The sequence below is a fragment of the Helicobacter suis genome (assembly GCF_902196125.1).
In the GTDB taxonomy this organism is placed as follows: Bacteria; Campylobacterota; Campylobacteria; order Campylobacterales; family Helicobacteraceae; genus Helicobacter; species Helicobacter suis_B.
Window position 1 is genome coordinate 1 of record NZ_CABIKG010000011.1, and the last position, 15,239, is coordinate 15,239.

General features: G+C 41.5%; 13 protein-coding genes. 2 read left to right on the top strand and 11 right to left on the bottom strand.

Annotated elements, in window-relative coordinates:
- The 8 genes from G6Q00_RS05245 to flhA form a co-directional block, all read right to left on the bottom strand.
- Positions 1-221 (bottom strand): hypothetical protein (locus tag G6Q00_RS05245; protein WP_163532318.1); only part of this gene is annotated, 221 nt, incomplete at its 3' end.
- Between the two features lie 395 nt (positions 222-616).
- Positions 617-1,441, bottom strand: a complete 825-nt coding sequence (locus G6Q00_RS05250) for a 4-hydroxy-3-methylbut-2-enyl diphosphate reductase (RefSeq protein WP_163532319.1) — start codon at positions 1,439-1,441, stop codon at positions 617-619.
- Positions 1,431-2,750, bottom strand: coding sequence for a 3-phosphoshikimate 1-carboxyvinyltransferase (aroA, locus tag G6Q00_RS05255; protein ID WP_205426526.1), 1,320 nt, complete (start codon positions 2,748-2,750; stop codon positions 1,431-1,433). The genes G6Q00_RS05250 and aroA overlap by 11 nt, the downstream gene beginning before the upstream one ends.
- On the bottom strand, positions 2,747-5,032 hold the full coding sequence (ytpR, locus tag G6Q00_RS05260) for a YtpR family tRNA-binding protein (protein ID WP_163532320.1): 2,286 nt from the start codon (positions 5,030-5,032) through the stop codon (positions 2,747-2,749). Before ytpR ends, aroA begins: the two co-directional genes overlap by 4 nt.
- Complete coding sequence (gene pheS / locus G6Q00_RS05265; RefSeq protein ID WP_163532321.1) at positions 5,033-6,025, bottom strand: phenylalanine--tRNA ligase subunit alpha; 993 nt, start codon at positions 6,023-6,025, stop codon at positions 5,033-5,035. It lies immediately after the preceding gene.
- A 10-nt stretch (positions 6,026-6,035) separates the two neighbouring features.
- Complete coding sequence (locus tag G6Q00_RS05270) at positions 6,036-6,719, bottom strand: hypothetical protein (protein ID WP_163532322.1); 684 nt, start codon at positions 6,717-6,719, stop codon at positions 6,036-6,038.
- 25 nt (positions 6,720-6,744) lie between these two features.
- Entirely contained in the window at positions 6,745-7,836 is a 1,092-nt protein-coding gene (locus G6Q00_RS05275) for a DHH family phosphoesterase (RefSeq protein WP_163532323.1), read from the bottom strand.
- Between the two features lie 8 nt (positions 7,837-7,844).
- Positions 7,845-10,040 (bottom strand): flagellar biosynthesis protein FlhA, encoded by a 2,196-nt coding sequence (gene flhA, locus G6Q00_RS05280; protein ID WP_163532324.1) that lies wholly within the window; start codon positions 10,038-10,040, stop codon positions 7,845-7,847.
- Positions 10,041-10,152: 112 nt separating this feature from the next.
- Here flhA and rpsO point away from each other — a divergent pair, with 112 nt between their 5' ends.
- Positions 10,153-10,425 carry a 30S ribosomal protein S15 gene (gene rpsO / locus G6Q00_RS05285; RefSeq protein ID WP_034376968.1) on the top strand — a complete coding sequence of 91 codons (273 nt, stop codon included), beginning with the start codon at positions 10,153-10,155 and terminating at the stop codon, positions 10,423-10,425.
- Complete coding sequence (locus G6Q00_RS05290) at positions 10,425-11,696, top strand: O-antigen ligase family protein (RefSeq protein WP_240331004.1); 1,272 nt, start codon at positions 10,425-10,427, stop codon at positions 11,694-11,696. The genes rpsO and G6Q00_RS05290 overlap by 1 nt, the downstream gene beginning before the upstream one ends.
- Here G6Q00_RS05290 and G6Q00_RS05295 read toward each other — a convergent pair.
- Genes G6Q00_RS05295 through G6Q00_RS05305 form a run of 3 tightly spaced genes read right to left on the bottom strand, consistent with a single transcriptional unit; the run spans position 11,658 to position 15,148 of the window.
- Positions 11,658-12,386 carry a fumarate reductase iron-sulfur subunit gene (locus G6Q00_RS05295; RefSeq protein WP_163499336.1) on the bottom strand — a complete coding sequence of 243 codons (729 nt, stop codon included), beginning with the start codon at positions 12,384-12,386 and terminating at the stop codon, positions 11,658-11,660. The genes G6Q00_RS05290 and G6Q00_RS05295 overlap by 39 nt on opposite strands.
- Positions 12,383-14,368 (bottom strand): fumarate reductase flavoprotein subunit, encoded by a 1,986-nt coding sequence (locus G6Q00_RS05300; protein ID WP_163532325.1) that lies wholly within the window; start codon positions 14,366-14,368, stop codon positions 12,383-12,385. Before G6Q00_RS05300 ends, G6Q00_RS05295 begins: the two co-directional genes overlap by 4 nt.
- A 12-nt stretch (positions 14,369-14,380) precedes the next feature.
- Entirely contained in the window at positions 14,381-15,148 is a 768-nt protein-coding gene (locus tag G6Q00_RS05305; RefSeq protein WP_163499338.1) for a fumarate reductase cytochrome b subunit, read from the bottom strand.
- Between the last annotated feature and the right edge of the window lie 91 nt (positions 15,149-15,239).

Here is a 15,239-nt window from a genome sequence, read left to right on the forward strand (position 1 = left end):
CTTTTAGTGATGTCAAAGTTGCCCATATGCTTTAATACATATTGTCTAACCTTGCGCTCCTCTGCTTGGTCTCTCCACTCCCCAGCGTGTTTGCCTTTAAAATAAATGAATGATAATTTTGTTAGGCGGGGGGTATGTTTAGGTGTTGCATTTGAAAATTGCACCGGCTTAGATCGAATTAGATTAGCTAGTTGCTCTTGTGCAAGTTCGGGTATTTCCAAGTGCTCCCCTTAAATACTTAATCTTGGGGAAGAGCACAAAAAATAGCCTTAAAATGCGCTTAGCACCCACTGCACCAACAAAACGATCGCTAGTTTGGCATACTCTTGCTAGGGGCTTTAGGGCGCAAGTTGTAATTAACAAGGCCTACAATGCGGCTATTTTAAGCACCTAACCTTTTGGCTAATGCCTTTTAATGGCTTGGCTAAAGCTAAGTACTTCACAACAAAAGCTACAAAAAGCTACAGGTTGTAAAATACTTAATTAGAGGTAAAGGCTTACACATTATAAACGCGCTACAAATAATTACCACTATTAAAAATTTTAGACTAGCACTCCAACCTAAGTATACCTAGCTTTTAAAAAAGATATAAATCCTTAAAAAGCATAATAGCCCCTAAACCTCCAAAATCTTTTCTCTCACTCCCTCAATGATCCAATCAGGAGTAGATGCCCCTGCACTAATACCACAAAGCTTTTTACCCACAAACCAAGATGGGTTTAAATCTTTAAAGTCCTCTACTAAATAGCTATCTGCACAAAATTCTTTAGCGATGTTAAAAAGCTGTTTGGTGTTTGAAGAGGTTTTACCCCCTACTACAACCATAATATCTACCTCTTGGCTTAGCTCTTTTACAGCTTCTTGGTTTTCAAAGGTGGCATTACAAATCGTATTAAAAATACGCACTTCAGCACAACGGACAATTAAAAAAGAGGCAATTTCTAAGAGCTTAGGGGTTTGTTTGGTGGTTTGAGAAACCAGCGCGACTTTTTTAGAAAGTTTTTGGGTGTAAATCTCTTCTAAAGAATTGATCACTAAAGGCGGGGTGTGTGCATAACTAATCACCCCTTTAACTTCAGGGTGATTCGCATCACCAAAGATCACAATCTGATAGCCTTTAGCACTCATTTTTTCTACAATTTGCTGGGGTTTGATCACATAAGGGCATGTTGCATCAATGATATGCGCGCCCTTTTCTTTAAGCAAAGCCAAATCATTTTTAGGAATGCCATGGGTACGGATAATCACATGGCTATTAGATTCAATAGCGCTTACATTTTCTTGTACCTTGACATTAAAATTTTGCTCAAGTCGTTTAATTTCTTTAGGATTATGAATCAAAGACCCTAGAGTTACACTATTTTTATTCTTTTGGGCAATCTCAATCGCCCGCTTCACGCCAAAACAAAAACCATAATTTTTAGCCATTTTAACTTGCATGTACTGCCTTAATGGGGGTGATTTGGTTTAAAATCTCTTGAAAATTAGGGAAGGAAATAGCCACGCACTCTGTATTTTTAATCTCCCCTCCGCAGACTAAAAGCGCTATTGCAAAACTTAAAGCAATTCTATGATCATTAAAACTCTCTAAGGGTTCTTGAGGGCTTTTTAAACTCCCCCCTTGAATGCTAAAGCCATCTTGTAAGGCTTGGCATTTAATCCCCATTTTTTTTAGATTAGCTAGGGTAGTTGTGATGCGATCGCTCTCTTTAACGCGTAGTTCCTGTGCATTTTTAACCACACTCACCCCCTTAGCCACCGCCATAGCCACCGCTAAAGCGGGCAATTCATCAATTAAAAAGGCAATGTTGCTATCTAAATTAATGGCTTTTAAACTGGCATGTGCAACATAAATATCTCCTATCTGCTCTGCGCCCATGTATTCTGTGGGCATGTAATTTATCTGTGCGCCCATTTTTTCTAAGACTCTAAAGGCTTCTATGCGTGTGGGGTTTAAAAGTACTCCTTTTAAAAGCACTGCACTTTTTGGCACAAGCATAACCGCTAAGGCAAAATAAAAGGCACTAGAAGGATCGTTTGGAATGCGCCAAGAAAAGGATTCTAAGGGTTTATCTAAGGGTTCTAAAAAGATTATCTGTTTACTAATTTTAAGATTAGCCCCTAAAGTTTGTAGCATTAATTCGGTGTGGTTGCGGCTCAAAGATGGCTCGCTTAAGGTGCTAGCACTTTTAGCCTGCAAAGTAGCAAATAAGAGGGCGCTTTTAAGCTGGGCGGAGGCAAGAGGGCTAGTGTAGTTAATCCCTTGCAAAGGCGTACTTAGAATGCTAAGCGGGGCTAAAGTATTCTGTGCTCGCCCCTCTATCTGAGCGCCCATTTGCTTTAAAGGCATAATTACGCGCCCCATAGGCCGCTCACTTAAAGAAACATCGCCTATTAAAATATAATGGTTTTGTTGGGTAGCGCTACTACTTAATAGACCGCTTAAAAGGCGCATGGTTGTACCTGAGTTATGGCAATGGAGCACTTTTTTAGGTTCGTTGAAGTGCAAGAATTGTTTAGGAGGGGTGAGTTTAAGTGTGTTGTGCGCCTCTTTTTGCACTCTAAGCCCTAAGGCCCTCACAATGCTTAATGTACTCAAACAATCCTGCCCCATGAGTAGGTCTTGCACAAAACAAGGTTTACTAGTAAAAAGGGCGCATAAAAACACGCGATGACTCAAAGATTTATCCGGGCTAAGCTCTTTTAACTCTAATTCAAAACTTTTAGCCGGGCTAATCTGCAAGATCATTTAAGTTTAGCCTGAAAGTGTTGTTCAAGTACATACAGAGCATGCCTAACTACTTCTTCTATAGCAACATCGTTTAAAGCCTCTTGAGATTGGATTTTTAGGCGCAAACTTAGGGCTATTTGATTAGCATTTTCAGGATAAATATCTAAAGCAAAAACTTCTTGTAAGTGGGCAATGTTTGCTTCTAAAAGTTTATCTTTAATCTTTGCAAAGATACAACCTTTATCCACTATCACCGTTAAATCCCGTAAACTGGTAGGCATTTTAGAAAACTCTTGAGCTTGATAGGGCTTAGGATAAAGTAGGGTACTATTGATCTCAGCAATAAAGCCCTCTAAAAGATCTTCTTGTTGGATCATTGCCGGGTGAATCGCACCTAAAAAGCCTAAAGAGCGCCCCTCTTTTATAATCTGTGCGCTTTGGTGGGGGTGGTAGGTGGTGTTTAAAAAGGGGTACTCTTGGTACTCTTTTATGCTAAGGGGTTTAAGATCAAAAGGGCCTATGATTTGAGAAAGCGTACGCGCAAAGCTATAAAAATCCCAAGAGAGCCCTCTAGGGTGGGGATAGTGGGGCAAAATCTGTAGCCCACTGGCTAGAAAAGCCAAACTCTGCCCTTCCTCTCTTTGTGCGCTATATACACTACCTAATTCAAAAAGAGCGATGCTTTTAAAGCCCAAATTTTTATTGCGTTTGCTTGCTTCTAAAAGCCCGGGGATTAAAGAAGTGCGCAGGGTGTTAAGATCGCTACTAATAGGATTAAGTAAATCTAAATGTTCTTGTAAAACGGGATAGCCTAGCTTTTCTAAATTTTCTCTTTTAGTAAAAAGATAATGCACCACTTCAACAAATTGCAGAGCTAGGGCTTTGTTAGCTAGTTGGCGCTCAAAGAGAAAACGGGTGTAGTGGGGGTTATTAATTTGCTTTTCAAAGAGAGGCAGGGGAGTAGAGGGGATTTTATCTAGGCCTAAAAGGCGCAGTACTTCCTCTGCAATATCCTCCTCAAGCATAATATCATGGCGATCAAGCGGAATTTGTACAACTAAATTAGAATTTTTATGCTGCACTATAAAGCCCAAAGCCTCTAAGACATTTTGGATTTTCTTACTAGAAAGCCTTAGGCCTAAAATCTTGGCAATTTTTAAAGCGCTTATCTCTAGGGTTTTAGGATTTAGTGGGGGGCTTAAAAAGCGCAAATGCAAAGAAAAGGGGATTTTAAAACGCTTTAAAAGAGTCTGCAAAATTCCAAAGGCTAAACCCACATGGGGGTTGCTCCCACGGGTGGTACGCTGGGTTAGGGCGTTATGTTCTAGGTTGTTTGCGTGTAATCTGGTGGCTATGTAGTTAGGGTCTAAAAAACTCGCCTCTAGTAGGCAATTTAGATCTTCTATCTGGGATGAGGATACAGCGATGTTAGAGAGCTCTTTTTGCGCGTTGAAAACCCGCACAAAACCTAAAGAATCTTTTTGGATATGTAAAGAGACATGCGCAGGGTAGGCATGCACAACAACACCGCTTAAATAGGTGGTGTACTCTAAAAGATTAGAAAGGGGGCTTTTTTGTAGGTTATTTTGTAGGGCTAAAGTGAGCAAAATTTCTAAGGGTAGATGTGGTTTTTCTAACTCAAAAGAAGCATAGCCTAAAGCAAGGGGTAAGTCTTGTGGAAGGTTCAAGGAAAGCGGGTTTTGCAAAGGGGGGTTTTGGGGTAGAGTGAGTTTTAAAGAATACAAAGCTGCGATCTCTTTAGCTAGACCTAGTACACTTAAACAATCCCCGCGATTAGGCGTAATAGCAATATCTAAAAGCGCGCCTTGAAAAAAATCAAGTTGATCAAGAGCTATACCGGGAGTTAGAGGGCTTTTATGCAAACTATCATCTAAGATTAAAATCCCCTCATAAAGGGAAGGCAAACCTAATTCTTTGGCTGAGCAAATCATGCCAAAACTTTTTACCCCGCGAATTGTGCTAGGTTTAATATGCGTATTAATAGCCGGCAGACACGCCCCCTCTAGCGCTAAGGCCACAAATTGCCCCGCCTCTACATTATGCGCCCCGCATACAATTTCTAAAACCTGCGATCCGCTATCAACCTGACAAAGGCTTAATTTCTCGGCATTGGGGTGTTTTTGCTTTGTAAGTATCTTTGCAACGAGCACATTTTGCCAGCTAAAAAAGCGCTTGCTTTCTACCTCTAACCCACGCGCGGCTAAATCCTCGCTAAGTTGCAAAACATCTAGTATCTTTGTATCTAAAAAATAATCTAAGTGGGCGGTGTGTAGCAACATTTAAAAAGCCTTTAAAAAGCGCAAATCTGTTTCAAAAAAACTACGCAGATCATTAATCCCACAAGAGAGCATAGCAAGCCTCTCTATTCCTAGCCCAAAGGCATACCCGCTAACATTCTTTAAACCTACATTTTTAAAAACAGCAGGGTGTACACAGCCTGCCCCTAAAACCTCCAACCAACCGCTTTGTTTGCACACCTTACACCCCTTTTGCTTGCAAAAGACACAGCTAATATCTACCTCAGCGCTAGGTTCTGTAAAGGGAAAAAAGCTTGCACGCCAACGCACTTTAATTTCTCCAAAAAAAGCCTGCAAAAATTCCTCTAAAATGTGCTTGAGATGCCCAAAATGCACCCCTTTATCCACAACTAAGCTTTCCATTTGAGAAAACATAGGCGTGTGGGTGGTGTCGTGATCGCGCCTAAAAGTATGCCCAATGGCAATTATTTTAAGCGGAGGGTTCTGGCTTTGCATGGCATGAATCTGCGCGGGCGAGGTGTGGGTACGCAAAAGCTTAGAATCTTTAAAATAAAAAGTATCTTGCATGGCGCGGGCGGGGTGATGGGGGGGGATATTAAGCGCGCTAAAATTATAAAAATCATCTTCTATAAGCTTTCCTAAATGGAGTTTAAAGCCCCGCTGGGTGAAGTGTGTGATAATGCGATTCTTTGTGTAGTTAAGCGGGTGGCCTAAACTCGCATTAAAATGAGTATTTGCTAGGCTAGGATCAAGCCTTTCAGAGAATAACCTTTGCTCTAACTCTAAGGCCTGTAATTCTTGCTTTCTTTTAGCATGCAGGGTAATAAAGCTCTCTTTAAATTGGTTAAGCTTAGCAGCTTGCTTACTTTTTTCCTCAGAGTTAAGGTTTTTTAGATCGCTAAAAGCCTGAGCCAAGATTCCCTTTTTGCCTAAAATCTTTAAGCGCAAATCCTCAAGGTCTTTAAGAGAATCAACTCTTTTAAGATATTCTAATTGCTCTTTTAAATTTTGCAAAGACTTTCCTTTAGCGTACATCTAGTTTAAAGGTGTGTACTTCCCCCTCTAAAGACACCTTAATCATGACAACTCCGGGCATGATCGCCCTAGGGTTAATCACCACAAAGCCACCCTTTGCCTTCCCATTTACTCTTAGAGTGGAGCGTTTAAGGTAGTTAATTGCCATGATTTTAAAAGCCTGTCTTTCCTCTTGCATAATCTCTTGGGTTTGTACATCATCCATCATCATAAAGGGCCCAAACATCATGTCATAGGCTAAAAAACCCCCTTGTCCATAATAAAACATAGAGGGACCTATGCCACTTGTTGCAATATTGCTATCTGGGGTGGCAATATTATAACTTTGTAAAATGGGTTCAAAATCATAACTGGATTTAAACATTTGTTGGAAAGTTAATACCGGTAACTCCACCCCATTTTCGCTCGCAGAAATATTAGAAGTGTCAAAATCCACCGGGTTACCCCCTATAACTTGCGCCCCCACATATATAACTAAGGGCGGGTTATCTAGCCCTTTGAGTTTCTTTTGTGCAACTTCAATTTGTACCTTAGATTTAGCCTTGCCTGATGTGAGAACTTTAATCCCATTATTATAACTGGTAATGTTCTCTGGCCTAAGCTGATAACTCACACACCCAGTCAAAAAACAAGCCCCTAGCAAAAAAGGCAAAAAAACAGATAAACGCACCATCTCTCCTTTCTAAGGTTTAAAAAGCTCAAAAGTTAAAGCGGTTGGTGAAAAACCCTTTACTCTCTTTTTCTTTGCTAAAAGCCCTTTCTAGTTGCTCCTTAATATCATAGTAACTAAAACTCTCTTTAAAATCCTCAATTTTTCCTCCACTAGCATTTTTATGCCCCCCGCCATTAAAATATTGCTGGCTTAATTGACTCACATCGCATTTCCCATTGGAGCGCAAACTCACCGAACCCTTAAACCCCACATCAATATAAAAATCAAACTCAGGATTTTGGGTTAAAAAGAGATTGGCTAGCACGCTAATACCCCCCATCGCATAACTCATAAACCCTACTTTATCCCCACAAGAGACCTTGCACTCCTCTTTTTTACGCGAAAGTAAAGCCACCTGCGCATTAGAGGCAATATCATCCATGATTTCTTTATCTGGATCGCCCCCTAAAGCCTCTTTTTTTAATTTAAATAGATCGTTATCAAAGAGTACAGCGCCGTTATCTTGATCTAAATAACTAAGCACCTTTTCTAAGAGAATAAATTTATAAACGCGGTGTTCTTGATCAAACATGAAGCGATTAAGTTCATGGGTGCTAGCAATCATGCGCATGCACACCTTGCCTAAATCAAAGCCAAATTCCCCCTCTTTCCAAATATCAATAGAATTAATCATCGCCACCAATAGTTCTAATTTTTCTTTATTACTCCCCTCTTTGAGTGGGTATTGCGCCTTTAAAGTTTCCCAAGTGATCTTAGAAGCGCTGCGCTCTGTGTCTAAAAAATACCACGAATAAGCCTTAGAGGCCTCTAAACCTGTGGCGTGGTGATCAAGTAGTAATACTTGGATTTTTTGATCAGAGAGGCGCAAGGCATCGCTTTGTTCTTGCAAAAACTGCGCCTCATTTAAAGTCAAGTTTAAATCTGTGATTAAAATTAAAATATCTCTCTCCCCTTGAGCGATAGCCTTTTTGGTATCAGCGATGATTTCATGCAACCTAGCCCCTACCTCGCGCCCATAATTAGCGTTATAAAACTTGACTTCACTAAAAAAACAACGGCTAACAAACTGGCAACCATAGCCATCTAAATCAATGTGGGATAAATGAAAAACCTGCATGCCATTCCTTAAAAGTTGATATTAATTGTACCCAATACCTCATACTTAGCGTTGGTGTCTAATTCAGCATGGCTAAGCACCACAATATCAATCTTAAATTGCTCCATTTTAGAAGAGAGTGGGCGGCGCAACTCTGGATCGACAATTAAAATAACTGGGGCAATGCCGCGCTGTAAAATCTTCATGGATTCAGCTGAAACATTTTCTATTAATTGTTGCATTTCTGTTGCGTTTAAAAGCAAGAATTTCCCGGAGGGCTGATCTTTTAGCTTATTGAGTAAAAATTGTTCGGTAGCTGTGCTTAAAGTCAGCAGTTTAAGCGTTCCATCTTCAGATTTAAAAATATTAGTGATCACGCGCGAAAGTCTAGCGCGCACCTGTTCGGTTAAAATGCCAATATCGTTTTGCACACTCGGGGCAATATCGGTAATGGTTTCTAAAATAGTGAGCATGTCTTTAATCGGGATTTTTTCATGCAAGAGTTCTTGCAGGACAGATCGAATCACTCCCGTAGGGACTTTTTTAGCCTCCTCTACAATGGCCGGGTAGTCATTGCTTAAACGATCTAAAAGCGATTTAACCTCATCTTTAGTAATAAATTCCTCCGCGTAATTTTTAACTAGTTCGCTAGTGTGTGTGGCAATCACGGTAGAAGGATCAATAATAGTATAACCCTGAATGATCGCCTCCTCTTTATCCTTAGGCTCGATCCAAAGCGCATCCATTCCAAAGGCCGGCTCTTTAGTAGCAATACCCTCTATTTGCTTGCCTGCAAAACCTGTATTCATTGCAAGAAAGCGATCTGGCATCACGCTCCCATCTCCAATTGTAATTCCTTTAAGTTTGATCTCATAGTGAGTAGGTGGGAGTTGTAAATTATCACGGATACGAATCTGGGGCATTAAAAAGCCATAATCGCTTGCAATTTTCTTTCTAATGCCTCTAATGCGCTCAAGCAAATCTCCGCCTTGCTTGACATCGGCTAAAGAAATGAGTTGATAACCTAAAGCAAGCTCTAAAAATTCAATTTTAAGCACCTCATTAATGGCCTGCTCTTCTTCTTTTTTAATCTCCTCTGCGCTCTTTTGGGTACGCGCGGGGGCTTGATCAAGGGGGGTAGATTCTTTAGGCGCTAAGTCTATGCCTGTTTTTTTACCCAGCCACCTTTCAAACTTAGCAAAAAGATTGTCCTTACCCTCTCTTGAGATGAGCCATGCAATGCATAAAAACAAACTCCCCACAAAGGCCATAGAAAAAGTAGGTAGCCCGGGGATACTAGCAAAAAGCAAAAGAACACAACCCACGATCACTAGGGTTTTGCTTTTATCGGTTAACTGGGTGATAAGCTTACTAGCAAAATTTTCTTCTTCATGCTGGGTGGTACGCGTCGCGACAATACCGGTTGCGGTGGCAATAATAAGGGCAGGAATTTGCCCTACTAGCCCATCGCCAATTGTTAAAATCGTAAAAGTAGAGGCGCTAAAACTCACACTCATATCTCTTTGAAACACCCCCACTAAAAAGCCCCCGATGATATTAATCAGCGTAATAATAATAGAGGCAATTGCATCGCCTTTAACAAATTTACTAGCCCCATCCATTGCGCCGTAAAAATCTGCCTCTTGTGTTAAGCTTGCGCGTCTTCTCTTAGCCTCTTCGCTATCAATTAATCCGGAGTTTAAATCCGCATCAATGGCCATTTGTTTACCCGGCATTGCATCTAAGGCAAAACGCGCGCGTACTTCTGTAACACGGGTTGAGCCATTAGTAACTACTAAAAGATTAACCAGTACCAAAATACTAAAGATGATCGTACCAATGACATAATTCCCGCTAACCGTGAATTCTCCAAAGGCGCTAATAATATCACTCACCGCGCTAGGGCCTTTATAGCCTTGTGTTAAAATCATGCGCGTGGTAGCCACATTAAGAGCAAGGCGGTACAAAGTTACAATTAAAAGCAAAGTAGGAAAGGCGCTAAAATCGGTGGGTTTGGTGATATACAGCCCAATAAGAATAATAAGCACAGAGAGGGCAATAGAAATGGTGAGTAAAAAATCTAATAAAAAAGGGGGTAGGGGCACGATGATGATGCCTAAAATGGCGATCACAAAAGCCACAACCGTTAAATCTTTAGACTGGGTGAGTTGTCTTAAGAAAGGAAAGGTTCTTTTAAGAATGCTCTTTTGCTTATTGCTAGCCACAGACTATCATCACCTCTAATTTTTAAGAAATGAAAGCCATTTTACAATCTTTCATATAAAATTTGACTTTTTAGGTTATAATGGGCGCTTTATTTATTTTTAAGGAGTAGCTATGGCTTTGAGTATGGAGAAAAAACAAGAGATCACTAAACGCTTTGCAAGACAGGAAAATGATACGGGTTCTTGTGAGGTACAAATCGCGCTTTTAAGCCAAAGAATTGCTGATTTAACTACGCATCTAAAAAGTAACCCAAAAGATCATTCCAGCCGTTTAGGTCTTTTAAAAATGGTAGGGCAACGCAAAAGTTTATTAAATTATTTAAAACGCACCCACCACGATCGCTACACCGATCTAACTAGCGCCTTAGGCATTAAAACCCGCTAATGCAGCTATGCGCCCTTAACCGGGTAGCCACCCTCTTTTTTGCTCTCTTTTTTCTCACTTCCTTTAAAAAGCCAATGGCACAGATTTTATTGGTGCTTTTGGCATTAGCATCCTTAATCTATTATCTCAAATACAAACCCCCCTTAGCATTGAACAAACCTCTTAAATGGCTTGTTATTGCCCTTTTGCTTTCTTTTCTTTGTGTTCTACCTAATTTATTTGTACAAAGCGATCTACAAACTTGGCGCTACAATTTGCGTATACTTAACATGCCTTTGATCTATTTACTTGGCGCAATAACTCTTATTTGCTTAAGCGGAATCTCTTTAGATCTTAATTACAAACCTATCTTTTATAGCATGGCCTTTACCTGTGCAATCAATGGTGTTATTGCGCTTATCCAACGGCTTATATTTGCTGTGGCACGCACCGATGGTTTAAGCACTATTGTAGGTTTTGTAACCCTTAGCTCTGTTGCAATCTTGGGCTGTTATATTTATGCTATCTACTATGCTAATAAAAATGAAAAAATCGCCTTCACTTTAGCCATGTTTTTAGGCTTTTTAGTACTGCTTTTTAGCGCGACTAGAAGCGCATGGATTGCTTTTATTTGTACTTTTTTAATCCTCTCTATTTTTATTTTAACCCTGCAAAAATCCTTGCATGCTCTGCCCTATATGTTTAGCCTCACTCTTATTTTTACCGGTATGTTTTTTTGTAACCAAGCCTTAGAAACCAAACATCTTATCCAAGCCCCAAGAGAAATTAGCCAATCTTTTAAACAAGATTTAGAGCTCTATGAGCATAAAAACCCTGATTCTAGCATTGGGGCACGGCTTGCACGCTGGAGGGAGGCCATCGCTATTGTGCGCCTCTCACCTCTCTTTGGCATGAGTTTAAGCACCAAATGCAAGCATTTAGAAGAAATTGTAAAACTAGCCCACTCTTATAGAAAAACAAATACCATTGATTGTACCGAAAAATACGATAACCAGATTTTTAACACCCTTGCGCGCACTGGGCTTTTTGGACTAGGGGTACTTTTGCTACTTTGGGGGGTTATTTTTACTCTATTTTGGCGTGCTTTAAAAACCCAGCCTATCTTTTGCTTACTCATGCTGAGCATGCTTTGTTTTTATATTGTGCTAGGGATCGGCTTTGATCCCTTTTCTTTCTTTATTGAGGGGAGTTTTTTTGTAGGGTTAGTGGTACTGGGGGCTTTGCATGTTAAATCAGCGGCTACGCCCAACTTTAGACATACGGTTGCGTAAATCGGCTAAAGTACCTTGTAAGGGCAATTCTTTAGGGCAAGTGTCATGGCAACCAATCAAACTCATGCACCCAAAAACCCCATCATCATCGCCTACTAATTCATAAAAATCCTCGTCGCTGCGCTCATCATGCGAATCAAGCATAAAGCGCACCGCGCGATTCATTCCTGCTGCCCCAATAAAATTAGGCCGCATAAGTTTAGTCCCACAAGCTGCAATACAACACCCACATTCAATACAGCGATCAAGTTCAAAAACATTCTGCGCTTCATCTGGATCGATGCGCTCCTCTGGGCGGGTAATATCCACCTCTTTTTTATGGTGTGCCCAACTTTGCACGCGTGCATCCATTTGTGCAAACCATTCGCCAGTATTCACGCTTAAATCTTTAATCAGAGGAAAAGAGGGCATGGGCATAAGCGTAATTGTATCCTCGCTAAAATTAGAAGTGAGGGTTTTACAAGCTAGGCGCGGACGGCCATTAATCATCATCGCACAGCTCCCACAAATCCCCGCGCGGCACACAAAATCAAAGCTCAAATCCGGATCCATCTTTTCACGGATTATACCTAGCGCAATAAAAAGCGTCATAGAAGGGATTTCCTCAAGTTTATATTCTTTAAAATGGGGTTTAGACACCGCGCTTTGGGGGTCAAATTTTAAAACTCTAATGGTAATGGTGCGACTCATGACTCTTCTCCTAGTCTGATATTTCTAGCTTTATATTTTTCCTGCAACTCAAAGGGCATTAATGCTTCTTGTAAATCGTAGCGATTCCCCCCCTTAGCCTTGATTTCCTCTGTAATCTGGGCAATTTCTGCATCTCTTTTCTCTTTGAGTGGGTGGGGGATAAAATTACCCTTTGCGCCATAGCCCCTAAAATCTGGGCTAATTTCCATTTTCATAATGTCTAATGGCTCATACTCTAGTGTGGGCAAGGTTTGGTTAGGATCAGGCCAAGAGGCTAAGGTGCGATTAAGCCAGTTAGCATCATCTCTTTTAGGGTGATCAATACGGGTATGCGCCCCGCGGCTTTCGGTGCGATCTAGCGCGCCTTTGGCAATACAAAGCGCGATTTTAAGCATTTTTTGGGTGCGGTAGGTATCCTCTAGCTCGGGGTTATTATGTAGTTTTTTGTTTTTCACTTGGATATTTTTAGAGCGTTTATAGAGATCTTCAAGTTCATTTAAAGCCTCCTCTAAAACTTTACCCTCTCTAAACACGCCCACTTTGTCGTCCATGATTTCGCGCATGCGCTCTCTAATGACATACACATCTTCCTTACCCTCATTGTGCAACAAGCCATGCAAATAATCCTCACTTGCGCGGATAAAATTCTCTACGATGTGGGTACTAATATCTAATTCTGCACTTTTACAGTGCTGGGCAAAATAATCCCCAATGATCATTCCAGCCACCACAGCCTCGCTCACCGAATTACCCCCTAGCCTATTAAACCCGTGTAAATCCCAACATGCCGCCTCACCGGCACAAAAAAGCCCTTTAAGGTGGGTATGCCCCTTACAATCGGTACGCAAACCCCCCATTGAATAGTGCTGCATGGGCTTAACAGGTACCCAACCCTTGCTCCCCTCATCGGCTGGATCGATCCCTGCAAAGGTTTTAGCAATGCCTTGTACATCGCGTAAGTTCTTTTCAATATGCGCACGCCCTAGAATAGAAATATCTAACCATAAATGTTCCCCATAAGGTGAGGGTACGCCTTTACCCTTTTTGATATGCTCTAGCATGCGCCGACTCACCACATCGCGGCTGGCTAATTCTTTTTTCTCTGGTTCATAATCGGGCATAAAACGGTAGCCATCTTTATCGCGCAAAACTCCCCCATCGCCTCTGCACCCCTCAGTCATTAAAATTCCGCTGGGTACAAGTGCTGTAGGGTGAAACTGCACCGCCTCCATGTTACCTAGCTTAGCCACCCCTGTTTCTAAAGCGCTAGCTATCCCGGAGCCATCACAAATTACAGCATTTGTAGTGTGTTTATAAACCCGCCCATAGCCCCCTGTAGCTAGAAGTGTACCTTTGGAGACATAGCCGGCTAACTCCCCAGTGATTAAATCGCGCACCACCGCGCCATAACATTTACCCCCATGGTGGATAAGTGCGATCACCTCTTTACGATCTTCAATTTTGACATTATGATGCAAGGCTTCATTAGCCACAGTATAAAGCATGGTATGGCCGGTGGCATCAGCAGTAAAGCAAGTACGCCACTTTTTAGTCCCCCCAAAATCACGGCTCAAGATATAACCATGGCGATCTTCGCGCTCAGTAATGGTTACATGTTCGCCATTAATCACTGCTGGTCGATCGCCCTTTTTAATGCGAGTCCAAGGCACGCCCCAACTGGCTAACTCGCGGATAGCCTTAGGTGCGGTGGTTACAAACATGCGCGCTACTTGTTGATCACAGCCCCAGTCGCTTCCCTTAACCGTGTCTAAAAAATGCAGATCTTCATTATCCCCCTCACTCATCTTAGCATTGCCTAAGCTTGCCTGCATGCCCCCTTGCGCGGCGGCCGAGTGGCTGCGTCTTACAGGCACTAAACTAAGCACCACCACATCTAAACCTATTTGGCGGCAGGCAATGCTAGCGCGCAAGCCCGCTAAACCGCCCCCCACCACCAACGCATCACAATAAACAATTTTCATTTCAAATCCTTTTTAGTCTTTATGGAGTCTTTCATCGGCTTGTTTGGCTTGTTGCATCGTTGTAATGCCTGCCTCTTTTCCGGCTATGCCTTTTTTGATATAAGCTGCGTAGGTGAGTAAGCCTAGCACAATAAAAAACACACTCATGCCCCATTTGATTTTGCGTAATTGTTCAATGCCTAAATCTTTAAACCACCCCCATTTAATAGCCAAGCGGTAAAGCCCAATAGAGCCATGCAACTCTACAGAAATAAGCAAAAAGATATAAAGCAACCAAAAATGCTGGGTAACAAAACGATAAGAGGAGGCATGCGGGCCAATGCTGCTAGGCTGGGTGAGCATGACAAAAAGATGAATACTAGCTAGGAAAAACATCGCAAAACCCGTTCCTGCTTGCACCATCCATAAACTTGTATCGCCATGGGCCATGAGGTGTTTATGGGTTTTAAAAATCTGGTATTGGCGATAATTAATAGGGAATTTGCGCATGGCTAAAAATGCGTGGGCAACTAAAATCACAATCACCCCCGCGGCTACGATACTTACAATTGCTGGCTCCCCTGCCTTAATTAAAAAGCTCCCCTCAAAAAACTTAGCCACCGTCTCCATTGCCTTATCGCTAATTAAAATACTACTCACTAAAAACATATGCGCGATCATAAAAAGCGCTAAGATAAGCCCGGTGGCGCTTTGTAAAAAATCTAGTTTGGCATAGATTCCGCTTTTTTTGCGCTCTGCACTAACCCCATAATACCCCTCAATGATTTCCTCTTGCTGCATGCCTGCCTCGTATTTTGAAAAATTTTGCCCAAATAGTAGCGCATTTATGATATTTTTGAGTAAACTTTGAATTAGGATTTGTAGGTTAAGA

Coding starts and splice junctions, on each gene's coding strand:
- G6Q00_RS05250 (WP_163532319.1), bottom strand. CDS start 1,441: ATGCAAGTTAAAATGGCTAAAAATTATGGTTTTTGTTTTGGCGTGAAG.
- aroA (WP_205426526.1), bottom strand. CDS start 2,750: ATGATCTTGCAGATTAGCCCGGCTAAAAGTTTTGAATTAGAGTTAAAA.
- ytpR (WP_163532320.1), bottom strand. CDS start 5,032: ATGTTGCTACACACCGCCCACTTAGATTATTTTTTAGATACAAAGATA.
- G6Q00_RS05270 (WP_163532322.1), bottom strand. CDS start 6,719: ATGGTGCGTTTATCTGTTTTTTTGCCTTTTTTGCTAGGGGCTTGTTTT.
- G6Q00_RS05275 (WP_163532323.1), bottom strand. CDS start 7,836: ATGCAGGTTTTTCATTTATCCCACATTGATTTAGATGGCTATGGTTGC.
- rpsO (WP_034376968.1), top strand. CDS start 10,153: ATGGCTTTGAGTATGGAGAAAAAACAAGAGATCACTAAACGCTTTGCA.
- G6Q00_RS05290 (WP_240331004.1), top strand. CDS start 10,425: ATGCAGCTATGCGCCCTTAACCGGGTAGCCACCCTCTTTTTTGCTCTC.
- G6Q00_RS05295 (WP_163499336.1), bottom strand. CDS start 12,386: ATGAGTCGCACCATTACCATTAGAGTTTTAAAATTTGACCCCCAAAGC.
- G6Q00_RS05300 (WP_163532325.1), bottom strand. CDS start 14,368: ATGAAAATTGTTTATTGTGATGCGTTGGTGGTGGGGGGCGGTTTAGCG.
- G6Q00_RS05305 (WP_163499338.1), bottom strand. CDS start 15,148: ATGCAGCAAGAGGAAATCATTGAGGGGTATTATGGGGTTAGTGCAGAG.